Source organism: Streptomyces humidus, assembly GCF_014649655.1.
In the GTDB taxonomy this organism is placed as follows: Bacteria; Actinomycetota; Actinomycetes; order Streptomycetales; family Streptomycetaceae; genus Streptomyces; species Streptomyces humidus.
This window is the reverse complement of sequence record NZ_BMTL01000066.1, coordinates 1-24858: the sequence shown is the minus strand read 5'-3', so window position 1 is coordinate 24858 and position 24858 is coordinate 1. Positions and strand designations below refer to the sequence as shown.

Genomic DNA, 24858 nt, shown 5'->3' with positions numbered 1-24858 from the left:
AGGTCGCCCGCCGCGCCGCCTGCGGCATCCCGGACGATGCCGGGCACGTGGAGAAGTGGCAGCTGGCGCTGGACATGCTCGATGAGACCCGTTCCTGGGGACTCGAGGTGCCGCTGGCCGTCGGCCACCAACGCCGCGTCGGCGCTCTGGGCCGACAGCGTGCGGTGCGGGAGTTGGGTGTGGCGACAGGGCGGTCGGTGATTGTCGTGTCGTCATCGGACTGCCATCGAAAGGCAACCTTCTTCGCCCAGCGGCGGACGTCCTGACCGGTGTGGGCGGAGAGGTTGTCCTGGATGATGTAGATCCAGGCCCGCAGGGCGCGGAACAGGAAGGGGATGAACTTCACCAACTTCCTGCCTGCGATCAGCAAGAAGGCCCTGAAGAAGATCAGCGGGGAGGTCCGCTCCTGGCGGCTGCACCTACGGATCGGCCTCACCTTCGCCGAACTGGCCCGCAGGATCAACCCGATCGTGCGCGGCTGGATGCAGTACTACGGAGCGTTCTACCGCTCCGAACTGCTGCCCCCCTACGGCGTATCAGTGCCTGCCTGATGCGCTGGATCCGCAAGAAGTACAAGCGATTTCGGTCGTTCAAGGCAGCCCACAAGTGCTGGCAGCGCATCACCAGCCGGCATCCCAGGCTTTTCGCCCACTGGGCACGGACACCGTGTTTCTGGTGATCAGAGTGACAAGAGCGGAGTGACGGGAGACTGTCACGCTCCGTTCTGCGGGAGCCCGAGGGTGAGACTCCCTCGGGCCACCCGACCCCTACTCCGGTGCCACTCGCGCAATGTGCAGTGCCAGGTAGGCGATCTCCTCGTTCGGTGGCTCCTCGCCGTAGGCCTGCCGCACATACGCGGCGACACGGCTGGCCGCGCCCACCGCACGCGGGTAGCGGCCCGCGAGCTGCTTGTAGAGGAAGTCGTCCTCGCTGGTCAGGAGTTTCCCGCTGAACAGCCGTTCAGCGAAGTACTGCAGGTGGCTGATGAAACGAGCCCGGTGCAGATCATCCTCGTCGAACCGGGCCGACGTGGTGTGGGTGACGATCTGCATGACCGAGTTCAGCAGCTGAACGACGCGCATCGGGTCGGCGTGCTTGGTCCCTGTGTCCGCATTGATCAGGTGGAACGCGACGTTGGCCGCCTCGTCCTCGGGCAGCTCCACGCCCAGTCGTTCCCGCAGCAGTTCCACACTCCGCACCCCGACCGCCCACTGTCCCGGGTAGAGCGTGCGCATCTCCCAGGTGAACCGGTTGGCGACCCGCAGTCCTTGTCTGGTCCGTTCGGCCGCGAAGTGGAGGTGGTCGGTAAGGGCCAGGTAGATGTGCGGGTCGAGGTCGAGTCCGTTCTCTCCGGCCAGCGCGACGATCTCCCGGGTGAGCTCGATGTAACCGGGCGGTATCGCGGCCAGGAGCTCGGTGAGGTGCTGACGGTCGTCGTCGGGCAGCGGGACGAAGACCCGGTCGGGCGCGTCCGGCGGCACCTCGTCCCCCGGCTTGTGCCCGAAGCCGATGCCCTTGCCGAGCAGCACCCGCTCCACCCCGGCGTCGTCCTGCACGAGCACGACGCTGGAGTTGAGCACCTTCTTGATGGTCTGGCGAGACGGCACTGTCTGCATCCTCAATGGGGTGAAAGCTGGCGGGACCGCCGGACCCGCACCGGAACGGCCGGGACGGGCAGGGCGGGGGCGGGTCCGGTTCAGGACAGGTCGGTGCCGTTCGTCGCGATGACCTTTCGGTACCAGTCGAAGGAGTCCTTGCGGTAGCGGTTGAGGCTGCCGTTGCCCTCGTCGTCCTGGTCGACGTAGATGAATCCGTAGCGCTTCGACATCTGCGAGGTGGACGAGCTGATCAGGTCGATCGGCGCCCAGCTGGTGTACCCCATCAGGTCCACGCCTTCGTCGACGGCCTGGATCATCTGCGCGAAGTGGGCCCGGAAGTACTCGATCCGGTACGGGTCGTGCACCTTCCCGTCCGCTGTCAGCTCGTCCCGCATGCCGAGGCCGTTCTCGACGATGAACAGCGGGAGGCCGTAGCGGTCGTAGAGGGAGATCAGCGCGATCCGCAGGCCGACGGGGTCGATCTGCCAGCCCCACTCGGTGGAGTCGAGGTACGGGTTCTTCACGCCGAGGATGGTGTTGCCGGGGGTGCGCTCGGCGTCGGGGCTGACGGATTCCGTCGAGGAGTTGTAGTAGGAGAAGGAGATGAAGTCCGCGGTGTGCGCGGCCAGCAGCTCCTCGTCGCCGTCCTGGAAGGGGACGGTGACGCCCTGGCGTTCCAGGGCGCGCAGGGCCAGCCGGGGGTAGGCGCCGCCGGCCTGCACATCGGTGCAGAGGTAGAGCAGGCGCTCCTTGAGCTGGGTGGCGGCGACGTCCTCGGGCCGGCAGGTGTTGGGGTAGGTCAGGAGCATGGTCAGCATGCAGCCCATGCGGGCGTCCGGGACGAGCTCGCGCAGCAGCGCGGTGACGCGGGCGCCGGCCACGAACTGGTGGTGCAGGGCCGTGTAGCAGGCCTGGTCCAGGCTGCCCTCGACGGTGTCCGGGATGATGCCGCCCGAGGTGAACGGGTGGCGCAGGATGCCGTCGATCTCGTTGAACGTCAGCCACAGCTTCACGTACTCGCCGAACTCCGAGAAGCAGACCCGGGCGAAGCGCTCGAACAGCTCGATCGTGGAGCGCTCGACCCAGCAGTTGTTCTTCAGGGCAAGGTGCAGCGGTGGGTCGTAGTGGGAGAGGGTGACCAGCGGTTCGATGCCGAGACGGCGCATCTCCCGGAACATCGCCCGGTAGTGGTCGATGCCGGCCCGGAGCGGTTCCGTTTCCTCCCCGGTCGGGAAGAGCCGGGTCCAGGGGATCGACACGCGCAGCGTCCTGAATCCCATTTCGGCGAAGAGCGCCAGGTCCTCGGGGTAGCGGTGGTAGAAGTCGATGCCGCGCCGCTTGGGGTACCGGGAGTCGTCGGTGTCGGCGATCGCCTTCTCGACGCTCTCCCTGGTCCAGGTGTGGAAGGCGGCGTACTCGGTGGGGGACAGGTGCGGCTTGTAGGCGGCGACGTCGGACACGGCGGGACCTCGGCCGTCCTCCCGCCAGGCGCCTTCGACCTGGTTGGCGGCCACGGCGCCGCCCCAGAGGAAGTGGTCAGGCAGTGGCATCGGAGAGTTCCTTCTTGCGGAGGGTGGCGAGCGGGGCGTCGGCCTCGACGGGGCCGGCGGCGATGTCGGAGAGGGCGTGTTCGGCGGAGTTGAGGACCACGAGCGGCGTGGTCAGGGAGTAGCCTGCGGCCCTGACCGCCTCGATGTCCACGTCCACTACGGGTTGTCCCGCGGTGACGGTGTCGCCCTGGGCGACATGCGCGGTGAAGTGCTCACCGGCGAGCTTCACCGTGTCCATCCCGATGTGTATCAGGACCTCGGCGCCCGACGCCGTGGTGATGCCGATGGCGTGCTTGGAGGGGAGCAGCGAGGTGACGGTGCCGTCCACCGGCGCGACGAACCTGCCGGAGGCAGGCTCGATCGCCACGCCCTCACCCAGCACGCCCGAGCTGAACACCTGGTCGCCGACCTCGGAGAGCGGAACCACGACGCCGCTGACCGGGGTGATCAGCAGCTCGCTGCCGCCCGGCGTCCCGGCGGGCACGGATCCGGCGTCCGCCTGACGGGACTCCTGCGAGGCGGCCGCGGGAGTGGAGTCCTTCCAGGTCAGTGCCGAGATGACGAAGGAGACCCCGAAGGCGACCAGCAGGCCCACGACCGCGTTGATGATGTTGGACGAGTCGCCGGGGCTGACGAACATCGACATGCTGGCCAGGCCGGGACCGACCACCGCGTGCGAGGAGACGTGGGTGATGCCGACGTAGGCGCCGCCGCTGAACGCGCCGGCGACCACCGCCATCAGGGTCCGCTTGTTCTGGAGGGTGACGCCGTACAGCGCGGGCTCGGTGATGCCGAAGAGCGCGGATACACCGGCGGAGAGGGAGGTGGCGCGCAGCGCCTGCTTCTTCGTGCGCAGGGCGACGGCCAGGGTCGCGCCCGCCTCGCTCATGTTGTGCGCCAGCGAGGCCGGGTTGTAGAGCATCTCGGAGCCGGTCGCGTTCATGGTGTTGATCGTCGGAGGGATGAACGCCTTGTGCATACCGACCGAGATCACGAAGGGCAGCAGGGAGGCGAGCAGTGCGACCGCGACCCAGCCGAGCGTGGAGTGCATCCACAGCATCGCCGAGGTGAGCTGAGTGCCCATGCCGTAGCCGAGGGGGCCCAGCGCCAGCATCGTCACGGGCACGACGATCAGGAAGCACATCATCGGCACGAAGAACACCCGGATCGGCCCCGGTGTGTACTTGTTGAAGAACCGCTCGACGACGGCCAGGAACAGGACCGCGAGAATCGCGGGGAATACCTGTGCGTTGTAAGGCACGTTCGTGACAGGAATCCCGAACATCGAGATTCCGCCGTCCCGCGTGATCAGCTCGGTGAATCCGGGATGGAGCAGCACCCCGACGGTACCGAGTGCGACCGGCCGGTTCACATTCAGCTTCCTCGCCGACGTGTAGGCGACGAAAAGCGGCAGGAAAGTGAAGACCGCGGTCGGAATGGCGGCGAAGAGGAGGTACGTCGGATTGGTGGCCGACACCCATTTGACCGTCGTCAGCAGAAGCAGCAGCGACTTCAGCACGCCCGCGCCGGCGATGGCCGGGATCACCGGAGTGAACACGCTCACCACGAAGTCCATCACCGTGCCGCCGGCCCGCTTCCAGGTCCAGGGCGCCCCGGTGGCGGGTCCCGTCTCCCCGTTCCCGTCTCCGGTCCGATCGCCGAGCAGCTTGCTCAGGGCGTTGTAGAAGTCGATGACCTTGCTGCCGACGACGACCTGCGTCTGGGGCGGGCCGACCACGACACCGACCACACCCGGGATGTCCTTCAGCGTCTTCGCGTCCACCTTCGTGTCGTCCGCCAGGGCGAAACGCAGCCGGGTCGAGCAGTGCTGCAGGGCGGAGACGTTCTGCGCACCGCCCAAGGCGTCGAGAACCGCTTTCGCGCTCCCGTTCACGTCCATACCAATACTCCTAGCGTCTTTGGCCCGGTGGGCGACTGACTCGGGAAGCAGGGTGTTTTCGGGCAACAAAAAAGGACCCGGCGGCCGACGCGCACGATGACGCGTCTTTCGCTCGGATCCTGCCTGCATGACCAGTCACATGTCCTGGCGACAGGGTGCAGGACGGGGGGAGGGGTGTCAACAGAGCGGGAGGCACCAGCGCGGGACTTCTCGATGTTCGGGGCCGATGGCGTCGGCGAACAAATCGTCAAGGGCCTTGCGGTTCAGCTCGGTTGATTCCGCGGCCGCCGGGGCCCGGCCGGCCCGGGGGCCTTGCCGGCGCGGGGACGTCCTGCGCGAGGTGTGACCCGTGACCGTATGGCCTGGGTCACAGTTGCGTGCGACACGTCCCACGCCTTACCTTGACTGCCGCCGCCGACGGATCGTCGCCTGTCAGACAACCGGTGGTTCTCCAGCAACTGTTCGGCATCCTTGAGCGGTCCACGGGACGGACCGCCGACAGGCCCCTGGTCGATGCGGCGCAATGCATCTCTGACCTGCGGTACTCCTTCGTCCGACCTCCCAACACCGGCAGCTCGGGGGTGGCCCCGACCGGGCATGCGCGCCGCTTGCCCTCAGCCTGACGAGCCGCGCCCCGGCTCTGGATCGTCCTGGGGTCTCTCCTGGGGCAGCCGCTCGCCGACCGCGAGGTCGCCCACCTCACGTCGTCCGGACGGCCGACGAGGGCCCGGAACCGGCAGACCGGTACATTCTCGAGAAAGGGTCTGATATGCCCACCCGCACTGTGACCGTCGGTTCCGCCGTCGGTCTGCACGCCCGCCCCGCAGCACTCATCGCGGCGGCGGCGAGCGAGTACGACGCCGACATCACCCTCGCGAAGCCGGGCGAGGAGCCGGTCGACGCAGCCTCGGCGCTGCTGATCATGACGCTCGGCGCCCAGCAGGGCGACACCGTCGAGGTGGCCGGCGAGGATCCGGCGGCGATCGACGCGATCGCCGACCTGATCGCACGAGACCTGGATGCCTGAGGGGCAGCGATGACCACGACGTCGAACACCCTCAGAGGCACGCCCGTGGTGCCCGGTGTCGCCTACGGCCCGGTGGCCCGCGTCAGCACCGAGATTCCCCTCAGCGCCGTCGACGCCTACGGCCTCCGCCCGCCCGGCGACCCCGAGGAACTCCTCGCCGAGTACGACAGCGCCGTGGGGATGGTGACCGACTCGTTGCACGCCCGCTCCGTCAACGCGTCCGGGAGTGCGGCCGAGGTCCTCGTCGCGACCGCCGCTCTCGCCAGGGACAAGGGACTGCGTCGTGCCGTACGCAAGCGGCTCGAAGCCGGCGATCCGCTGCTGACGGCGGTCTCCGGGGCCGTGGGGGAGTTCACCGCTCTCTTCACCAGGGCGGGCGGTCTCATGGCCGAGCGGGTCACCGACCTGGAGGACATCGGGCGGCGGATCACCGCCCGGATCGTGGGTGTGGAGGAGCCGGGGCTGGTGCTCCCCGCCGAACCCGGCGTCCTCGTCGCCGAGGATCTGGCGCCGGCCGACACGGCCGGTCTGGACCCGGTGCGCGTCCTGGCTCTGGTCACCGAGAGGGGCGGCCCCACCAGCCACACCGCGATCATCGCCCGGCAGTTGGGGCTGCCCTGCGTCGTCGGAGCGTCCGGCGTCACCTCGATCGCGGACGGCACACGGGTCCTGGTCGACGCCGCGTCGGGAACCATCGAGTCAGAGCCCGATGAGACCCACGCGAACCGGCGCGTCGTGCAGGACCGCGCGTGGCGTGAGCGGCTGGCGACCTGGTCCGGCCCCGCGAGGACTGCCGACGGGGCGGCGGTCAAGCTGCTCGCCAACGTGGCCGACGGCCGGTCCGCCCGGGCCGCGGCCCCGACGCCCGTCCAGGGCGCCGGGCTGTTCAGGACCGAGCTCTGCTTCCTCGGCCGCGAGACCGAGCCCGATGTCGAGACGCAGGCGGCGATCTACGCGGAGGTGCTGACGTCCTTCGACGCCGGACGGACCGTGGTGATCCGGACTCTCGACGCGGGTTCCGACAAGCCCATTCCCTACGCCACGTCGGCGGGTGAGGACAACCCCGCCCTGGGAGTACGGGGGCTGCGTCTTTCGTTCGGCAACCCGGGCCTCCTGGAAAGGCAGTTGGACGCCGTCGCGCTCGCCGCCGCGACGACGGGGACCTCGCCGTGGGTGATGGCGCCCATGGTCGCGACCGTCGACGAGGCGGCCGGCTTCGCGGCCAGGGTCCGTTCCCGCGGGCTCATCGCCGGCATCATGGTCGAGACACCCGCGGCGGCGCTGCTGGCCGACCGGATCCTCGAAGCCGTCGACTTCGTGTCGATCGGCACCAACGACCTCACCCAGTACGCCATGGCCGCCGACCGCCTGGCCGCGGATCTGGCGCACCTCACCGACCCCTGGCAGCCGGCGGTCCTGCGGCTGGTCGCGATGACCGCCGAAGCCGGCCGGCGGCTCGGCAAGCCCGTGGGGGTGTGCGGCGAAGCAGCCGCCGACCCGCTCCTCGCCGCCGTCCTGGTGGGACTCGGGGTCACCTCCCTGTCCATGGCGCCCGCGGCCGTGCCGGCCGTCGGCGTCCAGTTGGAGAGCGTCACCGTCGAGGAGTGCCGAGAGGCGGCCGAGAACGTCCTGGAGGCCGTCGATCCGCAAGAAGCGCGAGAATTCGCGCGCGCGGTGCTCACGCCGTCGTGACCGCGGACCCGGGCAGCAGGGGCCGGCTGCCCGCCGTCGGCGGTCTTCCGCACCTTCCATGGACGCCGCCGGTCCGTTGACAAAGGAGAAATATCAGCCGACGATACTCGGCCATATGGGAGTCCTCGTCGCCAAGAGCCGCAACGAATGGGCCCAGGTCATCACCGAGAGCTTCGTGCCGCTGTCACTCGGCTCCGCGTCCGGGTCCTTCCGGGGTTCGGTGCGCTCCAGCGCGCTGGGGTCCGCGGCCACGCTCAGCGAGGTGCGCACGCACGGGCCGTCCGTCGTTCTGCGGTCGGCACGCCTGGTGCGCGTCGAGCCGCGTGACGACTACCTCTTCTCCCTCCACCTGTACGGGGAGGGAGCCGTGTTCCAGGACGGGCGCCAGGCGCGGCTGCCGTGCGGTGGCGGAGCGCTGTACGACACCGCGCGGCCGTACGAGCTGCGGTTCCCGACCGACACGAGGCAGCTGGTGCTGCAGATGTCCCGGGAGCAGCTGCACGACCGGGTGGGGCGGGTGGAGGACATGCGCGGACGCGCACTGCCGGGGGACCATCCCACGGTCCGGGTCCTGGCCGCCTGCCTGCGGGAACTGGCCGACACCAGCGATGACCTCACCGGCGGCCAGCGAGCAGAACTGGGCCTCACGGCCCTCGACCTGATGGCCACCGCACTGCGCGCGGTGGCCGGTGCAGGTTCCGGTGTGCCCGCGGGGAGAGGAGCCCTGCTGGCCATGATGCAGGCGTTCGTCCGCGAGCACCTGGCCGAGCCCTGGCTGACGCCGGAGGTCATCGCCCGGCACCACCGCGTGTCCCTGCGCTACACGGTCGACCTGTTCGCGACGGACGGCACCTCGCCCGCGGCCTTCATCCGTGCCGAGCGCCTGCGTACCGCACACCGCATCCTTGTCGATCCCCGATACGCCACCCTCACGGTGTCCGCCGCCGCTGCCCGCTGCGGCTTCAGCGACCGCACCACCTTCACCCGCGCCTTCGTACGCGCCTACGGCCGGACGCCTGCCGAGCTGCGACGAGACGTCGCGGCACTCTCGGCGGACAGCTGACGCCGTCCTGCGCACGCCCCGCGGAAAACGCCGCAGGCCGGTGCGCGCAACGCCGCAGCCCCGTCGGCGCGGCCCCCTAACGTCAGGGCACTTCATCACGCCCACCCGCCAGGAGGTCCGCAGTGCCGACCACGTACCGTGTCGCCGCCGTCCAGGCAGAGCCTGTGTGGCTCGACGCCGACGCCACCGTGGAGAAGACCATCGCCCTCATCGAGGAGGCCGCCGCCCGGGATGTGGCTCTGGTGGCGTTCCCCGAGACCTGGATCCCGGGCTACCCCCTCTTCCTGTGGCTCGGACCGGTCGCCGGCCAGATGCCCTTCATCGCCCGCTACCACGCGAACTCCCCGACCGTCGACGGCAGGCACATCACCGCCGTCCGGCAGGCCGCCCGCCGCACCGGCGTCACCGTCGCCCTGGGCTACAGCGAGAAGGACCACGGCAGCCTCTACATGGCGCAGACCCTCATCGCGCCGGACGGCGGCGTGCTCCTGCACCGCCGCAAGCTCAAGGCCACCCACGTCGAGCGCAGCCTCTTCGGCGAGAGCGACGGCAGCCACCTCAAGGTCGTCGACACCCCGCTCGGCAGAGTGGGCGCCCTGAACTGCTGGGAACACGTCCAGCCGCTGAACAGGTATGCGATGTACGCGCAGCACGAACAGGTGCACATCGCCGCCTGGCCGGCGTTCGGCCTCTACAAGGGCATCGCCTACGCCCTCGGCGCCGAGGTCAACATGGCTGTCACGCAGACCTACGCCCTCGAAGGCGGCTGCTACGTCATCGCCCCCACACAGGTGATCAGCGAGCGTGGTGTCGAGATCTTCGCGACCACCGACGAACAGCGCGCCCTGCTCTCCACCGGCGCCGGCAGTTCGCGTGTCTACGGCCCCGACGGCAGGCCCCTCGGCGAGCCGTTGGCCGAGGACGCCGAAGGCCTCCTCATCGTGGACATCGACCTCTCACTGATCGACCTGGCCAAGAACGCCGCCGATCCCGCCGGCCACTACGCCAGGGCCGACGCCACCCGTCTGCTGCACGACGACCGGCCCACCGCCGCCGTGGTACGGCCCGGCCAGGTCGTGGGACCGTATTTCCCGGACCTGGACGAGCCCGTCGTCGAGGCACAGACCGACTGAAGGCGAGTCCGGCGCCCGTCGCACCGGTGACGGGCCGCACGCCCTGATCACGGAAGGCCCTCACGTCGTCGAACCCGTGGCCGGCGAACCGGTCGCCGACCACGCGCTCCGGCTCTCCGGCGGCTACCGGCCGACGGTATGGCGTACCGGGAACACCGCCCACCCCGTCCGCTGAGCGAACGTTCCCCACAGCCCGCGCGGCAGGTACAGCGAGACCGCGATGGCCACCGCGCCGACGACGACCAGGTACCAGACGCCGCTCTGCGCGAAGTACTTGTCGAGCAGGAAGTACGCGAGCGCCCCGATGACGGGTCCTTCGACTGTGCCGATACCGCCGATGATCACCATGAACACCATGAGGGCGGAGTACTGGACGCCGAAGATCTGCGTGGGGGAGGCGACACCCAGGCTGTTCACGCAGATCACCGCGCCTGCCGCGGCGCATCCGGCCGCCGCGGCGATGTACACGGTCCGCTTGCCCCGGGTGACGTCGACGCCGAGCGAGCCGGCTGCCGTGTCGTCGTCGCGGATGGCCTGGAGGCCGAGCCCGAGACGGCTGCGGAGCATCGCGTACGTGCCGAGCACCGCCGCCGCCATGACGGCCAGCGCCAGCCAGTAGGTGAAGGCGCGCCGCAGGACCGGGTCGGCGGTGACATCGGAAAGGCTGCGTCCGCTCGCGGCGCCGAGTGAGTCGAAGCGGACCACGATCAGCCGGACCACCTCCGCGATCACCCAGGTGCCGACGGCGAAGTAGCCGCCGCGCAGCCGGAACGCCAGATACGACAGCGGCCAGGCGAGCAGCGCCACGAGCGCGGAGACGACGAGCGTGCCCGCGTAGACGTTCACACCGTGGTCGTTGACCACGAAGAGAAGGTAGGCGCCCAGGCCGATGAAGGCCTGCTGCCCCATGGACATCATGCCCGCGTAGCCGGTGAGCAGGTTCCACATCGAGGCGAGTGCCACCAGGTAGCAGAGTTTGACCAGTTGGCCCGTGACGCCGGAGTCGACCAGGTAGGGCAGGGCGGCCATCGCCAGCAGCACGGCGGCCGTCCCGGTCAGGCCGAGGACCGTCGCGCGGCGGCTTCGGTGGACGGCAGGCAGCGCTGTCGCCTCGGTGCCGGGGACTGTCTGTGCGGTCATGCGAGCACACTCCTGCCGAACATGCCCTGCGGGCGGAACACCAGAACGAGGAGGAAGACGACGTGTCCCGCGAGCAGGGGCAGGTCGGGGGAGATCTGGGCGCCCACGGACTGGGCCACACCCAGGACCATGCCGCCCGCGAGCGTGCCCCACAGCGAGCCGAGGCCGCCGATGATGACCGTCTCGAAGGCGAACAGCACGGTGAGCTGGCCCTCGTAGGGCGTCACGCCCCCCTGGCGCATGGTGTAGAGGACGCCCGCCAGCGCGACGGTCCCGAAGGCGATGACGGTGGTCAGCGCGTACACGCGGCGGTTGTCGACGCCCATCAGCCGGACCACCGCCCGGTCGTCGGCGGTCGCCCGCACGATACGGCCGGGTTGGGTCCGGTGCAGGAAGAGCTGCAGCACCGTCAGTACCGCGACCGCCGCCAGCAGGGTGATCAGCGGAAACCAGCCGATCGACAGATCTCCGCCCACATGGATGCTCGCCGTGCCGAGGGAGCCGACAGACAGGGGCTGGGCGTCATTGCTGAACACCTGCACGAGAACGTTCGGGATGACCACGGAGATGCCGAAGGTCACGAGCATCGGGGCGAGTTCGCCGAGACCCATCGCCCGGTCCAGCATCGAACGCTGGACGAGGTAGCCGAGGGCGCCCACCGCGACCATCGAGACGACGATGGTCAGCGGGACCGGGACGCCGTAATGGGCCGCGGTCACCGAGGCGACGTAGCCGCCGAGGATCATCAGGTCGCCGTGGGCGAGGTTGGCGATCCGCATCACCCCGAAGACGAGGGACAGACCGGCGGCGGCCATGGCGAAGATCCCGCCGAGCAGCATGCCTTGTACGACGACGCTGAGCCAGGTCATGGGGAGATCGCCTCCGTGTGGGCACCGGTGCCGAAGTAGGCGGCGGTGACCTGTTCGCGGGTGAGGTCGGCGGCTGGGCCGGTCAGCACGATGCGGCCCTCCAGCACGCACGCGATCCGGTCGGCCACCGCGAAGGTGCGGCCCAGGTCCTGCTCGACGAGGACGACCGTGGTGCCCTCGGCGCGGATGCCGGGCAGCGCGGTGTACAGCTGGTCGACGACCAGCGGGGCGAGCCCCAGGGACACCTCGTCGAGCAGCAGCAGTCGCGGGTTGCCCATCAGAGCGCGCCCGATGGCGACGGCCTGCTGCTCCCCGCCGGAAAGCCTGGCCGCCTTGCGGGCCCGGCGGTCGGCGACTAGCGGCAACGTCTCGTAGACCTTGGCCAGATCCCAGGGGCCCTGCCGTCCGGTGGCGGCGCCCACCTGGAGGTTCTCCTGGACGGTGAGGGAGGGGAACAGACGCCGGCCTTCCGGAACCAGGCCGATGCCCTTGCGGGCGCGCTGGATGTCGGGGGCGCCGGTGACGTCCTCGCCGGCGTAGCGAACCGTGCCGCGGGACGGCTTGAGGGAGCCGGCGATGGTCCGCAGCAGGGTCGACTTGCCGGCGCCGTTGGCGCCGACGAGTGCCAGCAGCTCGCCCTCGGCGACCTCGACGTCGATGCCGAACAGCGCCTGGAAGTCGCCGTATCCGGCGTCTACGGACTGTACGGCCAGCAAGGGGGTGCTCATGCGGCCGCACCTCCCAGATAGACCTCGGCGACCTCGGCACCGGCCAGCACCTCATGCGGATCGCCGTCGGCCCGGATCCGGCCGGAGGCGAGGCACACCAGCCGGTCCACCACCTGGACCAGCGCTTTGACGACGTGCTCGATCCACAGGATCGTCAGGCCGGACTCCTTCAACGACAGGACGGTGGCGACCAGTTCCTCGGCCTCGCCCTCGGTGAGACCGCCGGCGATCTCGTCCAGGAGCAGCACCTCGGGGGCGGTGGCCAGGGCTCGCGCCAGCTCCAGACGTTTGCGGGCGAGCAGCGGCAGAGCCCCGGCGGACTTGTTCGCCAGCGGGAGCAGGCCGGTGACCTCCAGAGAGCGCAGCGCGAGTTCGCGGGCGTGGCCGCCGCGCAGCCCCGCACCCCGCTCGGCGCCGACCAGCGCGTTCTCGAACACGGTGAGGTCGACGAAGGGACGTGGGATCTGAAAGGAGCGGCCGATGCCGAGTCTGCAGCGTTCGGCGGCCGAGACGCGGGTGACGTCCCGGCCGGCGAGCCGCACGGTACCGGCCGAGGCGCGCTCCACGCCCGAGACGGCGCTCAGCAGGGTGGACTTACCGGCCCCGTTCGGGCCGACGATGCCGACGGCCTGCCCCTTGGGGACGGCCAGGTCCACGTCCTCCAGGACCCGCAACTCGCCGAAGCTGACGGCCAGATGCTCGACCCTGAGCAGCGGGGCCGTCACAGTGCTCTCGCCTTGCCGTCGAGCTTCACCTCGGGCAGCAGCGCGTTGCCGACCACCTTCAGGTCATAGGTGTTGCCACTGCCCCTGGTCCACTGGGTGCCGACCATCGGGATCGCGGCGACGTTCTTGACCGGGTTGGCCTTGCCGCCTCCCGTCCAGGTGATGTGCCCGAGCACCGTGTCCAGCGAGGTCCGGCCGATCTGCGCGGCGACCGCCTCCCGGTCCTTGGGGTTCGCGTGCCGCAGTACATGGTTGGCCACCTCGAACAGTGCGTGGTTGGGACCGAGGCCCTGGTTCCAGGAACGCCCTTTGGAAAGAGGGGACTTCTCGTAGCCGGCGGCGAGCTGTGCCGCGCTCTGACCGGTGAGGGTCGAGGTGAACGGGTACTGCGGCACCCACCAGCTCGCGGTGACCAGCCCGTCGCCCAGACCGTTCGGCAGGGAGGCGACGGACGACTCGAAGAGAATGGCCTTGGCGATCGTGGCAACCTTCGGCTTGAACCCCTGCTGCGCGGCCTGCGTCCAGAAGGTCGCGAAGTCCGGCGGCGTCGGTACCCCGGCGAGGATGTCGACGCCCTCCTTCTTGAACTTCGCGATGATCGAGGAGAAGTCCTTGGTGCCGTCCTCGTAGGCGCCCGGATCGAAGAAGGTGAACCCCTTGGTCGCCGGCTGCGCGCGGTAACCGGTGCTCCGGTCGCGGAACGCGTTGCCGTCCGAGTCGTTCGGCCACAGCACGCCGACCTTCCGGTTGGTGTCGAACAGCCGCCAGGTGTCGCTCTCGACGCTGCTGAGGCTCTCGACACCGTCGAAGAAGTGGTACGTGTACGTGAACGTCTTCTTGTCCGAGCCGCCCCGCCCGTAGAAGTACGACTGCCAGGGCTCGATCGTGGAGATGCAGGGCACGCCTTCGCTCTCGCACTTGTCGGCCACCGGGTGGACGGTCTCCGGGGTGCAGGTGACCAGGACCAGGTCTACCTGCTCCTGCGAGATCAGCTCTTCCGCGACCGTGGAGGCCTGCTGCGGATCGGAGCCGGTGTCCCGGTCCAGGATCTTCACCTCGTACTTCTTGCCGTCGTGGGTGATCCCCTTGGCGAAGAAGTCCCGGGCCTGCTTCAGGATGTAGGCGTCGGATTCGGCGAAGGCCGCGTAGGCGCCGGTGCGGGGACTGATGTATCCGATCTTGACGGTGTTGCCGGAAGAGCTCGCCGAGCCCTTCAGCCCGGTGCCACAGGCGGACAGCAGCGGTACGGCGCCCGCGGCGGCGGCGCCGAGGCCGATGCCTCTCAGGACGGCTCGGCGAGAGGGCTGGTTCGCGTGGCTGTGCATGGCGGCTCCCGTGGGCCTTCGGCCGCAGTGGCGGGGCTGCGCTGCGGCGGGTGGAGAACGTGGCGGCGAACGTAGGCCCACCCGGAGCGCCTGGGCAGGGCCCGGATTCGATATGAGAGACCCCCGCATAAAGATCTTGTGAGCAGGACGCCTCCGGGACGGCAGCCGAGTCTCGGAATCCGAAACCGCCGCGTTCACGAGCCCGTAATTCGGCCGTTACTGTCCGGTCATGCAGACCGCCCTCGCCCGGCTTGCCGCCGGAGACGTCACGAGCGCCGAACTCACCGAGGCGTGCCTCGCCCGGGCCGCGCAGACGAGCGACCTCGGCGCCTTCGTCACCCTCGACGCCGACCGAGCGCTGCGGGCCGCCCGGTCCGCCGACCGGTGCGGACCGCAGGGCCCGCTGCACGGGCTGCCGCTGGCGGTGAAGGACAACATCCACGTCGCGGGTCTCCCCAACACGGCCGGCTCCAAGGCGCTGGCCGACTTCATTCCGGAACGGGACGCGACGGTGGTGTCCCGGCTGCGGGCCGCCGGGGCGGTGGTCCTGGGCAAGACGAACATGCACGAGTTCGCGTTCGGCGCGACCAGCGCTCGCGGCCCGTACGGCGCCGCCCGCAACCCCGTCGATCCGGCCCGCTTCGCCGGGGGCAGCAGCGGCGGAACCGCGACCGCCATCGCCTCCGGCGCCGCGCCGGCCGGGCTCGGCACGGACACCGGCGGCTCCGTCCGCGTTCCCGCTGCTCTCACCGGCATCGCGGGACTGCGCCCCACCACGGGGCGTTACCCGGACGACGGAGTCACACCGTTGTCCTGGACCCGTGACACCGTGGGACCGATGGCCCCGACCGTCGCCGGCCTGGTCGTCCTCGACGGCGTCCTGGCCGCCGACGCGACCCCGGTGATCCCGCCGCACCCGGGGGAGGTCGTCCTCGCCGTCCCGGCGCACCATTTCACCGAGCTGCTCCACCCGCGCACCGCCGCGGTCTGGGAGGCCGGCCTCGATGCCCTGGCCGAGGCGGGCGTCACGCTTGTGCCCGTACGGCTGCCCGAGGTCGAGACCGCCGAGGACCTGATCGGCTTTCCGGTCACGCTGTACGAGGCCGCCCGTCAGCTGCCCCGCTATCTTCGCGAGACCGCCGGCCGTGAACCGGCGGACTGCCTCCCCCTGGTCACCGCACCGGACGTCCGCACCGCGCTGGCCGAATTCGTCCTCGACGGTGCTCCAGGAGCCGTGAGCGATGTGCGGTACGAAGAAGCGCTGCGGTCCCGCGAGCGCGTGCTCGTCGACGGTTACGCCCGGATCTTCCGCACCGCCGACGCCGTGTTCTTCCCCACCACGCCCCTGCCCGCCGGGCTGATCGCCACGGAGGCCGAGCAGGTGGCGCTGCACGGGAGCCTCCGGCCCACCTTCCGCACCTACATTCGCAACACCGGTCCGGGAAGCGTCGCGGGTCTTCCCGGCGTCACCGTGCCGGCCGCACTGGCGGGCCCCGGACTGCCGGTCGGGCTGGCCCTCGACGGCGCGCGCCACGCCGACCGCCGGCTCCTGGGAATCGCTCTGCTGGTCGAACGCCTCCTCACCGCGGCAGGATGATGCGGAGAGAAGAGCGGGGGTCCCGCACGACCTGGCCCGAGCCAGTACGCCGCTCCCGACCGCGGCCATTTCCGACGCCGCGCATGCGCCTGGCACCGGACGGGATCCGCGTGACAGCGCTTCGCCGACGAACCTCCGCAGGGTGACGGGAAGGACGACCATGACCGCCGAAGAGCCGCCGGCCGCCGCCAAGCCATCCGTCCAGACCCTCGACCGCGGTCTGCGGTTGCTGGAGGTGATCGCCCTGTCGGACGTACCGCTGACACTCCCCGAGCTGAGCCAGCAGATGCGGCTGCACCGCTCGATCGTCTACCGGTTGCTGCGCACCCTTCAGGACCACCACCTGGTGGCCCACACCGCGCACGGCTACGTCGTCGGCACGCGTGCGCAGTCCCTGGGCCGGCGTACGCTGCCCATGCTCCAGCGGATCGCCAAGCCCGAGATCGCCAAGCTCGCTGCGAACGTCGGCCTGACCTCCTTCTTCGCCGTCAGGGACGTCGAGGAAGCGGTCACACTCGTCTCCGTGGAAGTCGAGAGCACCCGTTCGCGCACCGTCTACAGCCCCGGCGACCGCCATCCGCTGACACTGGGCAGTCCCGGCATCGCGATGCTCGCCGCCGAGCCGCCCCGGCCCGGTGAACGTCCCGAGGTGACCCGGGCACGCGCCTGCGGATACGCCACCACGCGCAACGAGGTCCTGCCAGGCTTCGCCACGGTCTCAGCGCCTGTCGTGTCCGCCCCCGGGCACGCCGTCGCGGCGGTCTGCATCCTGTACACCGTCGAGCGTCCCGGGCCGCCGCAGGTCGACGCCGTCGTGGACACCGCCCGGGTGATCACGGGGCGGCTGCGCGCGGAACTGTCCTCCGGCGCGGTACTGCCCGGCGTGGACTGACCTGCCACGGGAACGGAACGCGTTTCGCAATGAGAACGCGCCGGTGTCCGGGGGAGGCCCTCGCCCCCTAGCGTCCCCCTTGTCAGAAAGGGGAGCCGCGATGACCGCAGGCACAACGACCGGGACCGTCAAGGAGCAGGCATTCGATGTCCTGCGCCGATACGGACTCACCACGCTCTTCAGCAATCCGGGATCCACGGAAGTCGGTTTCCTGGCCGACCTGCCCGCCGACATCGAGTTCGTCCTCGGTCTGCACGAGGGCTCCGTGGTCGGGATGGCCACCGGACACGCTCTCGCCACCGGCAGCCCCGCCCTCGTGCTGCTGCACACCACGGCCGGTTACGGCAACGCGGTCAGCGCGCTGGCCACCGCGCGGGCCAACCGGGCGCCGCTAGTCGTCGTCGTGGGTCAGCAGGACCGCAGACACTTGGCCCACGAGCCGTTCCTGGCAGGGAAGTTGGAAGGGCTGGCGGGGGAGTACCCGGTCTGGCAGCACACCCCGGCCCGCCCGCAGGACGTACCCGGCGCGCTCGCCCGTGCCTGGCACGAGGCCCGGGAGGGCCGCGGCCCCGCCGTGGTCGTCGTCCCGATGGACGACTGGGCCGCACCGGCCGAGGAGGGCCTGCCGACGGCGGCTCCCCTCGCTGTGGACGGGAGGCGCACGGCATCCGACGGCGCCGTCGAGTCGCTGGCCGCGTTCCTCAGCGAAGCCGAAGCGCCCTGCCTGGTCGCAGGCGCCGGGAACGACTCGCCGGAGGGCTGGCGGGCGCTGACGGAACTGGCCGAGCGCCTGCGGTGCCCGGTGTTCCAGGAGGCGTTCGGGGCCCGCGCGGGCTTCCCCCAGGACCATCCCCTGTTCGCCGGGCACCTGCCGGCGGTGCGGTCCGCGCTGCGCACCGCGCTGGCGCCGTACGACGCCGTCCTCGTCGTCGGAGCGGCCGCCTTCCGGCAGTACCCCTACGCGCCGGGCGACTTCACCGAGCCCGGCACCCGCGTCGCGCTCGTCACCGACGATCCGGAGGAGGCCCACCGCAGCCCCGGCGAGCTCGTTCTGCTAGCCGAACCGGGCGACACCGTGCGCCGGCTGCTCCCGCTGCTCTCCGCCCGGGACCGCATCGTGCCGATGCCACCGCGCGTGCTGCCCGCGCCACCGCGGGAGACCGAACCCCTGCGCGCCGCGCACGTGCTGGCCGCTCTCGCCGAACGCCTCACTCCCGAAACGGTCGTCGTGGAGGAGACCCCCTCCAGCCGCCCGGCCCTGCACGCCCTGCTGCCCGCCCGCGCCCCCCTCGGCTTCCTCAGCGCCGCCATGGGCGGCCTCGGTTTCGCGATGCCCGCGGCGATCGGCCTGCGCCGGGCGACGCCCGACCGGCCGGTGGTCGCCGTCCTCGGCGACGGCTCCTCGCTCTACTCGATCCAGTCCCTGTGGAGCGCGGCCCACTACGGCGTGGGGGTGCTCTTCGTGGTCCTCGCCAACGGCCGCTACGCGATCATGGACCGCCTCTCCGAGCGCGAGGGCGCCGCCGCACCCGCCTGGCCGGCCTTCACCGAGCTGAGCGTGTCGACCCTCGCGCGGGGCCTCGGCTGCCCGGCTGAGCGGGTCGAGGACCACGCGAGCCTGCTGTCCGCGCTGGACAAGGTCCTGCCCGGGCTCGCGGAGCGGCGGGAACCGCTCGTCCTGGAGGTCGCCGTCGAGGCCGACCCCGAATACCCCTCCTGAACCCACACCGACTGTGACACCGACTGTGAAGGGACACCGCGTGAAGGTCGTCATCATCGGAGGCGCCGGTGGCATCGGCTCCTCCGCCGCTTTCAACCTGCTGTCGGCACAGGGGACGTACGAGATCGTTCTCGTCGACACCCGGCCGAACATGATCACCAGCCACACCATGGACCTGGAGAACGCCCTCGGCCTCGCCACGACCGCGGACGTCGTGCGCGGCGGTACGCCCGAGGACGCCGTCGACGCGGACGTCGTCGTGCTCAGCGCGGCCGTCCCGCTGCGGCTGAACTCCTCGCGCTCGGTCTTCCTCGCCGACAACGCGCGCATCGTGGCCGACTGCCTGCGTCCGCTGCGCGAGGCGGGCGACGCATTCGGCGGCGTCGTGCTGCTGCTGACCAACCCCGTCGACCCCCTGACGACCTGGACCCACCGTCAGGACTGGCTGCCCCGGCACCGGCTGATCGGCTACACCCTCAACGACAGCCTCCGGCTGCGCACCGGCATCGCCCTGGCCCTCGGCGTCCCGGCGAAGGACGTCGACGCCTGGATGCTCGGCGAGCACGGCGAGGGCCAGGTGCCGCTGTACAGCCGCGTCACCGTTCGCGGCGAGCCCGTCGAGCTCACGACGGAACAGCGTCACAAGGCCGAGGAGTACGCCGACACCTGGTACACCAAGCACGTCGCCCTCGACTCCGGCCGCACCTCGACCTGGACGACGGGCCTCGGGACCGCCCGGCTCATCGAGGCGATGGCGACCGGCTCGGACACGGTGCTGCCCGCCTCGGTGGTCCTGGAAGGCGAGTACGGCGTGCACGGTGTCAGCCTCACCGTGCCCGTGCGACTGGGGCCGAAGGGCGTCACGCACATCGAGCGCTGGGATCTGCCCGGTCACGAACTCGACGGCATGGGCAAAGCCGCGGCCCGTGTCGAGACGGCGGTTTCCGAGCTGCCGGTCGACACGACCAGGCACACCTCCTGACCCGCACCAGACCCCCTTCGCGCCAAGACTCGAGGAGCCGCTCCCATGACCATCACGAGAGAACTGCTGATCGGCGGCAAGGACGTGCCCGCCGCCTCAGGACGCACCACCCAGGACGTCAACCCGTACACCGGTGAGGTGTACGCGACCGTGGCCGCCGCCGGTCCCGAGGACGTGAAGCGGGCCGTGGACGCGGCCGAGGCCGCGTTCGAGGAGTGGGCGGCCCTCTCCCCCTTCGCCCGCCGCGCCGTCTTCCTCAAGGCGGCGGACCTGCTGGACGCCCGGGGCGAGCAGGTGGCCGACGTGATGGCGCAGGAGGCGGGCGGTACCCGGCCGTGGGCGTACTTCAACGTGGCGCTCGCCGCGAACATCCTGCGCGAGGCGGCCGCCGCGATCACCGCGCCGCGCGGTGAGGTCCTCAGTGCCCAGGAACAAGGCGCGCTGGGCCTGGCGATCCGCGAACCCCTGGGCGTGATAGCGGCGTTCGCCCCGTGGAACGCTCCCGTCATCCTCGGTGTGCGGGCCGTCGCGGCGCCCCTGGCGGCGGGCAACACGGTCGTCGTCAAGCCCAGCGAGGACGCGCCGATCGCCTGCGGACTGCTCGTTGCGGACGTCCTGCGGGAGGCGGGCCTGCCCGACGGGGTGCTCAACGTCGTGACCAACGACCGTGAGGACGCAGCTGCGATCGCCGAGGCGCTGATCGCCGATCCGCGGGTGCGAGCGGTCAACTTCACCGGTTCCACCGGCGTCGGCCGCGTCATCGGCGCGCTGGCGGCCCGTCACCTCAAGCCCGCGGTACTGGAGTTGGGCGGTAAGAACGCGGTGCTCGTGCTGGATGACGCCGATGTCGACTACGCGGTGAACGCCGTCACCTTCAGCGTGTTCATGAATGCCGGACAGATCTGCATGTCCGGCGACCGTGTACTCGTCCACCAGTCGCTGGCCGAGGAGTTCACGCGGAAGTTCACCGCTAAGGCGGAATCCCTGCGGGCCGGCGATCCCGCCCACCCGCACACCGTGGTCGGGCCGCTGGTCAGCGCGGACGCCGCCCAGCGCGTCGCGGGGCTGGTGAAGGACGCCGTGGCCAAGGGAGCGAAGGTCCTCGTGGGCGGGGGCGAGCCGGAGGGCGCCGTGCATCCGGCGACCGTGCTCACCGATGTGTCCGAGGACGCCCGCCTGCACCTCACGGAGAGCTTCGGGCCCGTCTGTGTGCTGCGGACCTTCCAATCCGACGACGAGGCCGTCGCCGCGGCCAACGACACCGACAACGGGCTGACCTGCGGCATCATCACGGAGAACGCCACCCACGGCCTGCGGGTCGCTCGTCGGATCCGCACCGGCATCGTGCACGTCAACGACCAGTCGGTAGCCGACGAGCCGCAGGCGCCCTTCGGCGGCGTCAAGGCCTCCGGATACGGGCGCTTCGGCGGACGCTGGGGCATCGAGGCGTTCTCCAACACCCGCTGGGTCACCATCGCCACCCAGCAGGCGCACTACCCCTTCTGACGGCGGGGCTGTGTTCGGCCCCCGGTGGGTTCGGGGCTCTCTCTGCGGGTTCGGCACTTGGTGATGGCGTGTCCGACAGCGACGTAGGGCACGGATTTCTCCCTTGCACAGATCACGGACGTGGGTGATTTCGGCGTCGGCGGGGCCGAACACGCTGATGCCGTAGCGGGGACCGATGCGGCGGTTTCCAGCGCGGAACTCCAGTTCCGGCTCGTGCAGCACTGGGGTTTTCATTGCGGCAGCTCCCACAGCCCTTCGACCAGACCGTTCACGCTCGGTTTCGGCGCTGGTTCTTGAGGGATCCACACGCTTTCGTCGATGGTGGCGTCGCAGCCGAGCTGCAGGAGCTGGGCGAATCGGATGCGCTCATCGCGGCTTCTGAACAGGGTGTCGTCGCCTTGCAGGTAGTCGGGCCGGGCGCGTACGAGCTGGTGGACGGCGTTGTTGCGTTCCAGCAGGCGAGTTCCGGCACCGTGGCACCGGCCTCGTACCCTGCGCGCAGGGACAGCGCGACCTTGTACCGTTCGGCGGCCCGGGCTGCCGCGCGTATCCGCAGGGTCTGCTGGGTGGTGCGCAGGGTGCCGCCGGCCTCGATCAGCAGGCGCCGGGCACCGCGCCTCGACTCTCCCGCCGCTGCGGCGAGTTCGGTGAGCGTTGCGCCGCGCTGCTCGTACAGGGTGCGCAGGTGGGCCGCGAGACGCTGGCGGGCTTGTGGGTTCTGCCGCATCCGGCGGGTCTGCCAGGAGCTGCGCATGACGGTCCCGGCGTCGTGCAGCCGGTTGAGGACGGTGCCGTAGGACAGGCCGCTGGCGGCGACGAGTTCGTCGACCGTGGCACCGGCCTCGTACTGCTTGCGCAGGGCCTGGGGCATCACCGCCTCGCTCGTGCCGGGGGTGAGTGGGGGATGTGGGTTCATGCGACGGACTCCCATTCGCTGAGGGCTTCGGCATGGGCAGCGGCCAGCTCGTCGTAACTGCGCTGGTCCGATGGGGTGATGAGGATCAGCCGGCCGTCGCTGGCGACCCGCCAGTCGGCGGCAGCACCGCCGGTGACTGGGTTGAGGACCCGTCCGTCCGGGGCGTGCCACGCAGGCGGGATCTCGTCCGGGCGCGGCACGGGTACCAGGACCTGGCGGCCGTCGCGGACGATCACGAGAGCCTTGCTGCGGTGCTCCGCAAGCCGGTCCATTGCCTTCTGGTAGGCCGCCCGCTCGGCCGCGTGCAGGGCCTTGCGCCGGGCCGCGACGCCCCAGGTGCCGTGTTGCTCGGCGACCTTGTCCCAGCCCTGTGCCGGCGCTGTGGTGTGGCCGTTGTCGGCGTCCGGGAGGCGGATACCGAAGCCCTCCAGAGCACGTGGTGCGAGGGCCCAGGTCTCACCGGTGTGCTTCACGAGGCCCTGGTCGGCGAGGCGTTTCGGGGTCCGGTAGGTGGTGGCGCGGGAAACCGAAGAGGTACCGACGAGCTCGCCGACGGTCTGGTCGGGGCGCTGGTGGAGGGCACTGATGATCACGAGGGCGGCGCTGCCGAGGGCGTGGTGGGCGAAGGCGTCGTGGCCCATCAGATGGCCGAGGACGGTGTAGTTGATGTCGGCCGTCGTGGCCGTCTCAGGGGTGGTCCACTCCTCAAGTGCCGGGTCGGGGGGGAACTGAGTGGACCGGAAACGAGACAACAGAGCCGGGCCACCGCAGTCGGGGATCTTGCTGCCGCCGTCGCCCAGGTACCAGGTCGAGCCCTCCCGGCCATGACCCACCCGCAGACGCCGCAGCCAGCCACACGGCTTGAGGACTGTTTTGTAGACGACCCGGAGCGTTGTCCGGGAGATCCCGGCTTCCTCCGCGGTCTGCCGCTCACTTGCGCGGGGCAGGGGGCCGCCCGCGATCTCGGCGAAGTTCAGGTGCGCCCGCAGTACCCGCAGCGCGGTCCGCCCCCGCTCCCCGTGCCACGGTGTCGTTTCGATCCGGTCCCGCAATGCGGCGAGGACTTCGTACGCGTCGTGCCGGGAGCTCACCTGATCACCGACGCCACCGGCATCCCACTCGCTGTCACCTTGACCGGCGGCAATCGCAACGACGTCACCCAGCTCGTCCCGCTACTCGAAGCCGTGCCGCCGGTACGTGGCAAGCGCGGCCGCCCCGGGCGTCGACCGGGCATCGTGCTCGGTGACCGCGGCTACGACCACGACAAGTACCGGCGCCTCGTCCGGGCCCTCGGCGTGAAGCCGGTGATCGCCCGGCGCGGCACCGATCACGGCTCCGGACTCGGCACTCAACGCTGGGTCGTGGAGCGTGCGTTCGCCCATCTGCACTGGTTCCGCCGACTGCGGATCCGCTGGGAGATCCGCGACGACATCCACGAAGCCTTCCTCACCCTCGGCTGCGCGCTCATCTGCTGGCGGCGGTTCGTTTCCCTACCCTGACAGCATCGGGACCCAGTAGCTCATCACCTGGTGCAGACGCTGGCGGTGGTCCGCAATCCAGTCGTCCGGCGGGACGAGCGGGACCCGCACGGTGACCATGGATCCGCCCTCGTCCTCCACGACCACCTCCGGACAGTCACGCTCGCCGGTGAGCTGGATGAAGATGGACGGCCCGCTGCTCATCTCCATCCAGGCGATGTCTTCGCCGGCGTCGAGCCGGTCCAGCGCGTCAGCCCAGTTCTCCAGCCTCGAAACGTACAGCGCCAGGTCGATACGGCCGGACACGAAGGGCGTCTTGACGACGATCTCGGCGTCGAGTCCGGCGGTCCACCTGGGGTCACGTCCCAGAACGTTGACCCTGACGCTGTTCCCCTCGTCATCCGCGAGGGAGATCAGCTCCCTCGGGGGACTGTCGCCCATAGCTGCCCTTTCGTCGACGATCAGTGACAGATCCTCGCCTGGTCGGAGGGCGACTTCCACTCATTTTGTTAGCGGTCCTAAAACCACGGGTGGTGTCCGGAACCGACCTCCATCGGCGCCAGCAAGGTCCCCAGGATGGCCGTCCTGGAGGCCCTCGCATGCCTGACCCCGAGCGGAGGCAGGCGTCTCCGTCGCAGCTCAACCCAGGTCGAAACAGAGCCCCGCCGGAGTGGTCCACGCTTGATCGACACCGGTCAACTCAGGTCCCCCCAGAGGCTTGTTGCAGAGGTCGTTGCCTCTGACTGCCTCCGCGCGACCCGGGTCGAACCGGGGTCGAATCAGAGCGGTTTGCTCTGACTGCCTCCGTACGCCTCCGCAACCCGCCCTAAGGGCTGTCCCGCAAATGATCTACGAGTCGTCTCGGGCATGGTTGGCCGCAAATGTGACCCGCTTACCTATCCGGCGAGGGCGAGGTTGTGCATCCGTGCGATGCCGAGCATGGCGTGGTGGACGCCGTCCCCCTTCAAACGGCAGTCGCGGAGGATCTTCCAGGTCTTCATACGGGCGAAGACGTGC

Annotated in this window: 21 protein-coding genes and 3 pseudogenes; 12 read left to right on the top strand and 12 right to left on the bottom strand. The window is 70.3% G+C overall.

Going from position 1 to position 24858, the window contains the following annotated elements:
* Both IE239_RS43520 and IE239_RS42805 read left to right on the top strand, forming a co-directional pair.
* Window positions 1-122: pseudogene (locus IE239_RS43520) on the top strand (transposase); the annotation flags it as partial.
* Between the two features lie 213 nt (window positions 123-335).
* Window positions 336-551: a group II intron maturase-specific domain-containing protein gene (locus IE239_RS42805; protein ID WP_229878748.1), complete on the top strand. Its 216-nt coding sequence runs from the start codon at window positions 336-338 to the stop codon at window positions 549-551.
* 216 nt (window positions 552-767) lie between these two features.
* Here the strand turns inward: IE239_RS42805 and IE239_RS39960 are convergent, their stop codons facing one another.
* From IE239_RS39960 to IE239_RS39950, 3 genes are all read right to left on the bottom strand, one after another.
* Window positions 768-1607 (bottom strand): PRD domain-containing protein, encoded by an 840-nt coding sequence (locus IE239_RS39960; protein WP_229878747.1) that lies wholly within the window; start codon window positions 1605-1607, stop codon window positions 768-770.
* 89 nt (window positions 1608-1696) lie between these two features.
* A complete protein-coding gene (locus tag IE239_RS39955; RefSeq protein ID WP_190154359.1) occupies window positions 1697-3148 on the bottom strand; it encodes a glycoside hydrolase family 1 protein in 1452 nt (483 codons plus the stop codon).
* Complete coding sequence (locus IE239_RS39950; protein WP_190154358.1) at window positions 3135-5048, bottom strand: beta-glucoside-specific PTS transporter subunit IIABC; 1914 nt, start codon at window positions 5046-5048, stop codon at window positions 3135-3137. Before IE239_RS39950 ends, IE239_RS39955 begins: the two co-directional genes overlap by 14 nt.
* Window positions 5049-5817: 769 nt before the next feature.
* Here IE239_RS39950 and IE239_RS39945 point away from each other — a divergent pair.
* The 4 genes from IE239_RS39945 to IE239_RS39930 all read left to right on the top strand — a co-directional run bounded on the left by IE239_RS39945 (window position 5818) and on the right by IE239_RS39930 (window position 9963).
* Window positions 5818-6075, top strand: a complete 258-nt coding sequence (locus IE239_RS39945) for an HPr family phosphocarrier protein (RefSeq protein ID WP_190154357.1) — start codon at window positions 5818-5820, stop codon at window positions 6073-6075.
* A gap of 9 nt (window positions 6076-6084) precedes the next feature.
* Window positions 6085-7767, top strand: coding sequence for a phosphoenolpyruvate--protein phosphotransferase (locus tag IE239_RS39940; protein ID WP_190154356.1), 1683 nt, complete (start codon window positions 6085-6087; stop codon window positions 7765-7767).
* A gap of 115 nt (window positions 7768-7882) precedes the next feature.
* Window positions 7883-8830 (top strand): AraC-like ligand-binding domain-containing protein, encoded by a 948-nt coding sequence (locus IE239_RS39935; protein ID WP_190154355.1) that lies wholly within the window; start codon window positions 7883-7885, stop codon window positions 8828-8830.
* 122 nt (window positions 8831-8952) lie between these two features.
* The gene (locus tag IE239_RS39930) at window positions 8953-9963 is read left to right on the top strand and encodes a carbon-nitrogen hydrolase family protein (RefSeq protein ID WP_190154354.1); all 1011 of its coding nucleotides are present in this window, start codon (window positions 8953-8955) and stop codon (window positions 9961-9963) included.
* Between the two features lie 123 nt (window positions 9964-10086).
* Here the strand turns inward: IE239_RS39930 and IE239_RS39925 are convergent, their stop codons facing one another.
* From IE239_RS39925 to IE239_RS39905, 5 genes are read right to left on the bottom strand one after another with little or no spacing between them, the layout of a single operon-like run.
* Window positions 10087-11103 (bottom strand): branched-chain amino acid ABC transporter permease, encoded by a 1017-nt coding sequence (locus IE239_RS39925; RefSeq protein WP_190154353.1) that lies wholly within the window; start codon window positions 11101-11103, stop codon window positions 10087-10089.
* Entirely contained in the window at window positions 11100-11972 is an 873-nt protein-coding gene (locus IE239_RS39920) for a branched-chain amino acid ABC transporter permease (protein ID WP_190154352.1), read from the bottom strand. Before IE239_RS39920 ends, IE239_RS39925 begins: the two co-directional genes overlap by 4 nt.
* Window positions 11969-12700: an ABC transporter ATP-binding protein gene (locus IE239_RS39915; protein WP_190154351.1), complete on the bottom strand. Its 732-nt coding sequence runs from the start codon at window positions 12698-12700 to the stop codon at window positions 11969-11971. Before IE239_RS39915 ends, IE239_RS39920 begins: the two co-directional genes overlap by 4 nt.
* Entirely contained in the window at window positions 12697-13425 is a 729-nt protein-coding gene (locus IE239_RS39910) for an ABC transporter ATP-binding protein (RefSeq protein WP_190154350.1), read from the bottom strand. The genes IE239_RS39915 and IE239_RS39910 overlap by 4 nt, the downstream gene beginning before the upstream one ends.
* Window positions 13422-14750: an ABC transporter substrate-binding protein gene (locus tag IE239_RS39905; protein ID WP_190154349.1), complete on the bottom strand. Its 1329-nt coding sequence runs from the start codon at window positions 14748-14750 to the stop codon at window positions 13422-13424. Before IE239_RS39905 ends, IE239_RS39910 begins: the two co-directional genes overlap by 4 nt.
* 229 nt (window positions 14751-14979) lie before the next feature.
* On the opposite strand from IE239_RS39905, the gene IE239_RS39900 reads away from it, so the two are divergent.
* From IE239_RS39900 to IE239_RS39880, 5 genes are all read left to right on the top strand, one after another.
* A complete protein-coding gene (locus IE239_RS39900) occupies window positions 14980-16347 on the top strand; it encodes an amidase family protein (RefSeq protein WP_190154348.1) in 1368 nt (455 codons plus the stop codon).
* A gap of 160 nt (window positions 16348-16507) precedes the next feature.
* Complete coding sequence (locus IE239_RS39895; RefSeq protein ID WP_190154347.1) at window positions 16508-17239, top strand: IclR family transcriptional regulator; 732 nt, start codon at window positions 16508-16510, stop codon at window positions 17237-17239.
* Between the two features lie 100 nt (window positions 17240-17339).
* Window positions 17340-18959, top strand: coding sequence for a thiamine pyrophosphate-dependent enzyme (locus IE239_RS39890; RefSeq protein ID WP_190154346.1), 1620 nt, complete (start codon window positions 17340-17342; stop codon window positions 18957-18959).
* Between the two features lie 40 nt (window positions 18960-18999).
* Window positions 19000-19941: a malate dehydrogenase gene (locus tag IE239_RS39885; protein ID WP_229878746.1), complete on the top strand. Its 942-nt coding sequence runs from the start codon at window positions 19000-19002 to the stop codon at window positions 19939-19941.
* A 45-nt stretch (window positions 19942-19986) separates the two neighbouring features.
* Entirely contained in the window at window positions 19987-21447 is a 1461-nt protein-coding gene (locus IE239_RS39880) for an aldehyde dehydrogenase family protein (protein ID WP_190154345.1), read from the top strand.
* A 268-nt stretch (window positions 21448-21715) separates the two neighbouring features.
* On the opposite strand, the gene IE239_RS42800 is transcribed toward IE239_RS39880, so the two are convergent.
* Window positions 21716-22363, bottom strand: coding sequence for a helix-turn-helix domain-containing protein (locus IE239_RS42800; protein ID WP_229878745.1), 648 nt, complete (start codon window positions 22361-22363; stop codon window positions 21716-21718).
* Window positions 22360-23454: a winged helix DNA-binding protein gene (locus tag IE239_RS39870; RefSeq protein ID WP_229878744.1), complete on the bottom strand. Its 1095-nt coding sequence runs from the start codon at window positions 23452-23454 to the stop codon at window positions 22360-22362. The genes IE239_RS42800 and IE239_RS39870 overlap by 4 nt, the downstream gene beginning before the upstream one ends.
* Between IE239_RS39870 and IE239_RS39865 the strand changes: the two are divergent.
* Window positions 23443-23862, top strand: a pseudogene (locus IE239_RS39865) (IS5 family transposase); the annotation flags it as partial. The gene IE239_RS39870 and the pseudogene IE239_RS39865 sit on opposite strands and share 12 nt — an antisense overlap.
* Here the strand turns inward: IE239_RS39865 and IE239_RS39860 are convergent.
* Window positions 23854-24282: a DUF5959 family protein gene (locus IE239_RS39860; protein WP_190154344.1), complete on the bottom strand. Its 429-nt coding sequence runs from the start codon at window positions 24280-24282 to the stop codon at window positions 23854-23856. The pseudogene IE239_RS39865 and the gene IE239_RS39860 sit on opposite strands and share 9 nt — an antisense overlap.
* A 455-nt stretch (window positions 24283-24737) precedes the next feature.
* Window positions 24738-24858, bottom strand: a pseudogene (locus IE239_RS39855) (IS5/IS1182 family transposase); the annotation flags it as partial.

Excerpts from the sequence above, each read along its gene's own strand:
- IE239_RS39925 (WP_190154353.1), bottom strand. The coding sequence starts at position 11,103 with ATGACCGCACAGACAGTCCCCGGCACCGAGGCGACAGCGCTGCCTGCC.
- IE239_RS39880 (WP_190154345.1), top strand. The coding sequence starts at position 19,987 with ATGACCATCACGAGAGAACTGCTGATCGGCGGCAAGGACGTGCCCGCC.
- IE239_RS39920 (WP_190154352.1), bottom strand. The coding sequence starts at position 11,972 with ATGACCTGGCTCAGCGTCGTCGTACAAGGCATGCTGCTCGGCGGGATC.
- IE239_RS39945 (WP_190154357.1), top strand. The coding sequence starts at position 5,818 with ATGCCCACCCGCACTGTGACCGTCGGTTCCGCCGTCGGTCTGCACGCC.
- IE239_RS39900 (WP_190154348.1), top strand. The coding sequence starts at position 14,980 with ATGCAGACCGCCCTCGCCCGGCTTGCCGCCGGAGACGTCACGAGCGCC.
- IE239_RS39895 (WP_190154347.1), top strand. The coding sequence starts at position 16,508 with ATGACCGCCGAAGAGCCGCCGGCCGCCGCCAAGCCATCCGTCCAGACC.
- IE239_RS39955 (WP_190154359.1), bottom strand. The coding sequence starts at position 3,148 with ATGCCACTGCCTGACCACTTCCTCTGGGGCGGCGCCGTGGCCGCCAAC.
- IE239_RS42800 (WP_229878745.1), bottom strand. The coding sequence starts at position 22,363 with ATGAACCCACATCCCCCACTCACCCCCGGCACGAGCGAGGCGGTGATG.
- IE239_RS39915 (WP_190154351.1), bottom strand. The coding sequence starts at position 12,700 with ATGAGCACCCCCTTGCTGGCCGTACAGTCCGTAGACGCCGGATACGGC.
- IE239_RS39860 (WP_190154344.1), bottom strand. The coding sequence starts at position 24,282 with ATGGGCGACAGTCCCCCGAGGGAGCTGATCTCCCTCGCGGATGACGAG.
- IE239_RS39905 (WP_190154349.1), bottom strand. The coding sequence starts at position 14,750 with ATGCACAGCCACGCGAACCAGCCCTCTCGCCGAGCCGTCCTGAGAGGC.
- IE239_RS39940 (WP_190154356.1), top strand. The coding sequence starts at position 6,085 with ATGACCACGACGTCGAACACCCTCAGAGGCACGCCCGTGGTGCCCGGT.
- IE239_RS42805 (WP_229878748.1), top strand. The coding sequence starts at position 336 with ATGAACTTCACCAACTTCCTGCCTGCGATCAGCAAGAAGGCCCTGAAG.
- IE239_RS39950 (WP_190154358.1), bottom strand. The coding sequence starts at position 5,048 with ATGGACGTGAACGGGAGCGCGAAAGCGGTTCTCGACGCCTTGGGCGGT.
- IE239_RS39890 (WP_190154346.1), top strand. The coding sequence starts at position 17,340 with ATGACCGCAGGCACAACGACCGGGACCGTCAAGGAGCAGGCATTCGAT.
- IE239_RS39935 (WP_190154355.1), top strand. The coding sequence starts at position 7,883 with ATGGGAGTCCTCGTCGCCAAGAGCCGCAACGAATGGGCCCAGGTCATC.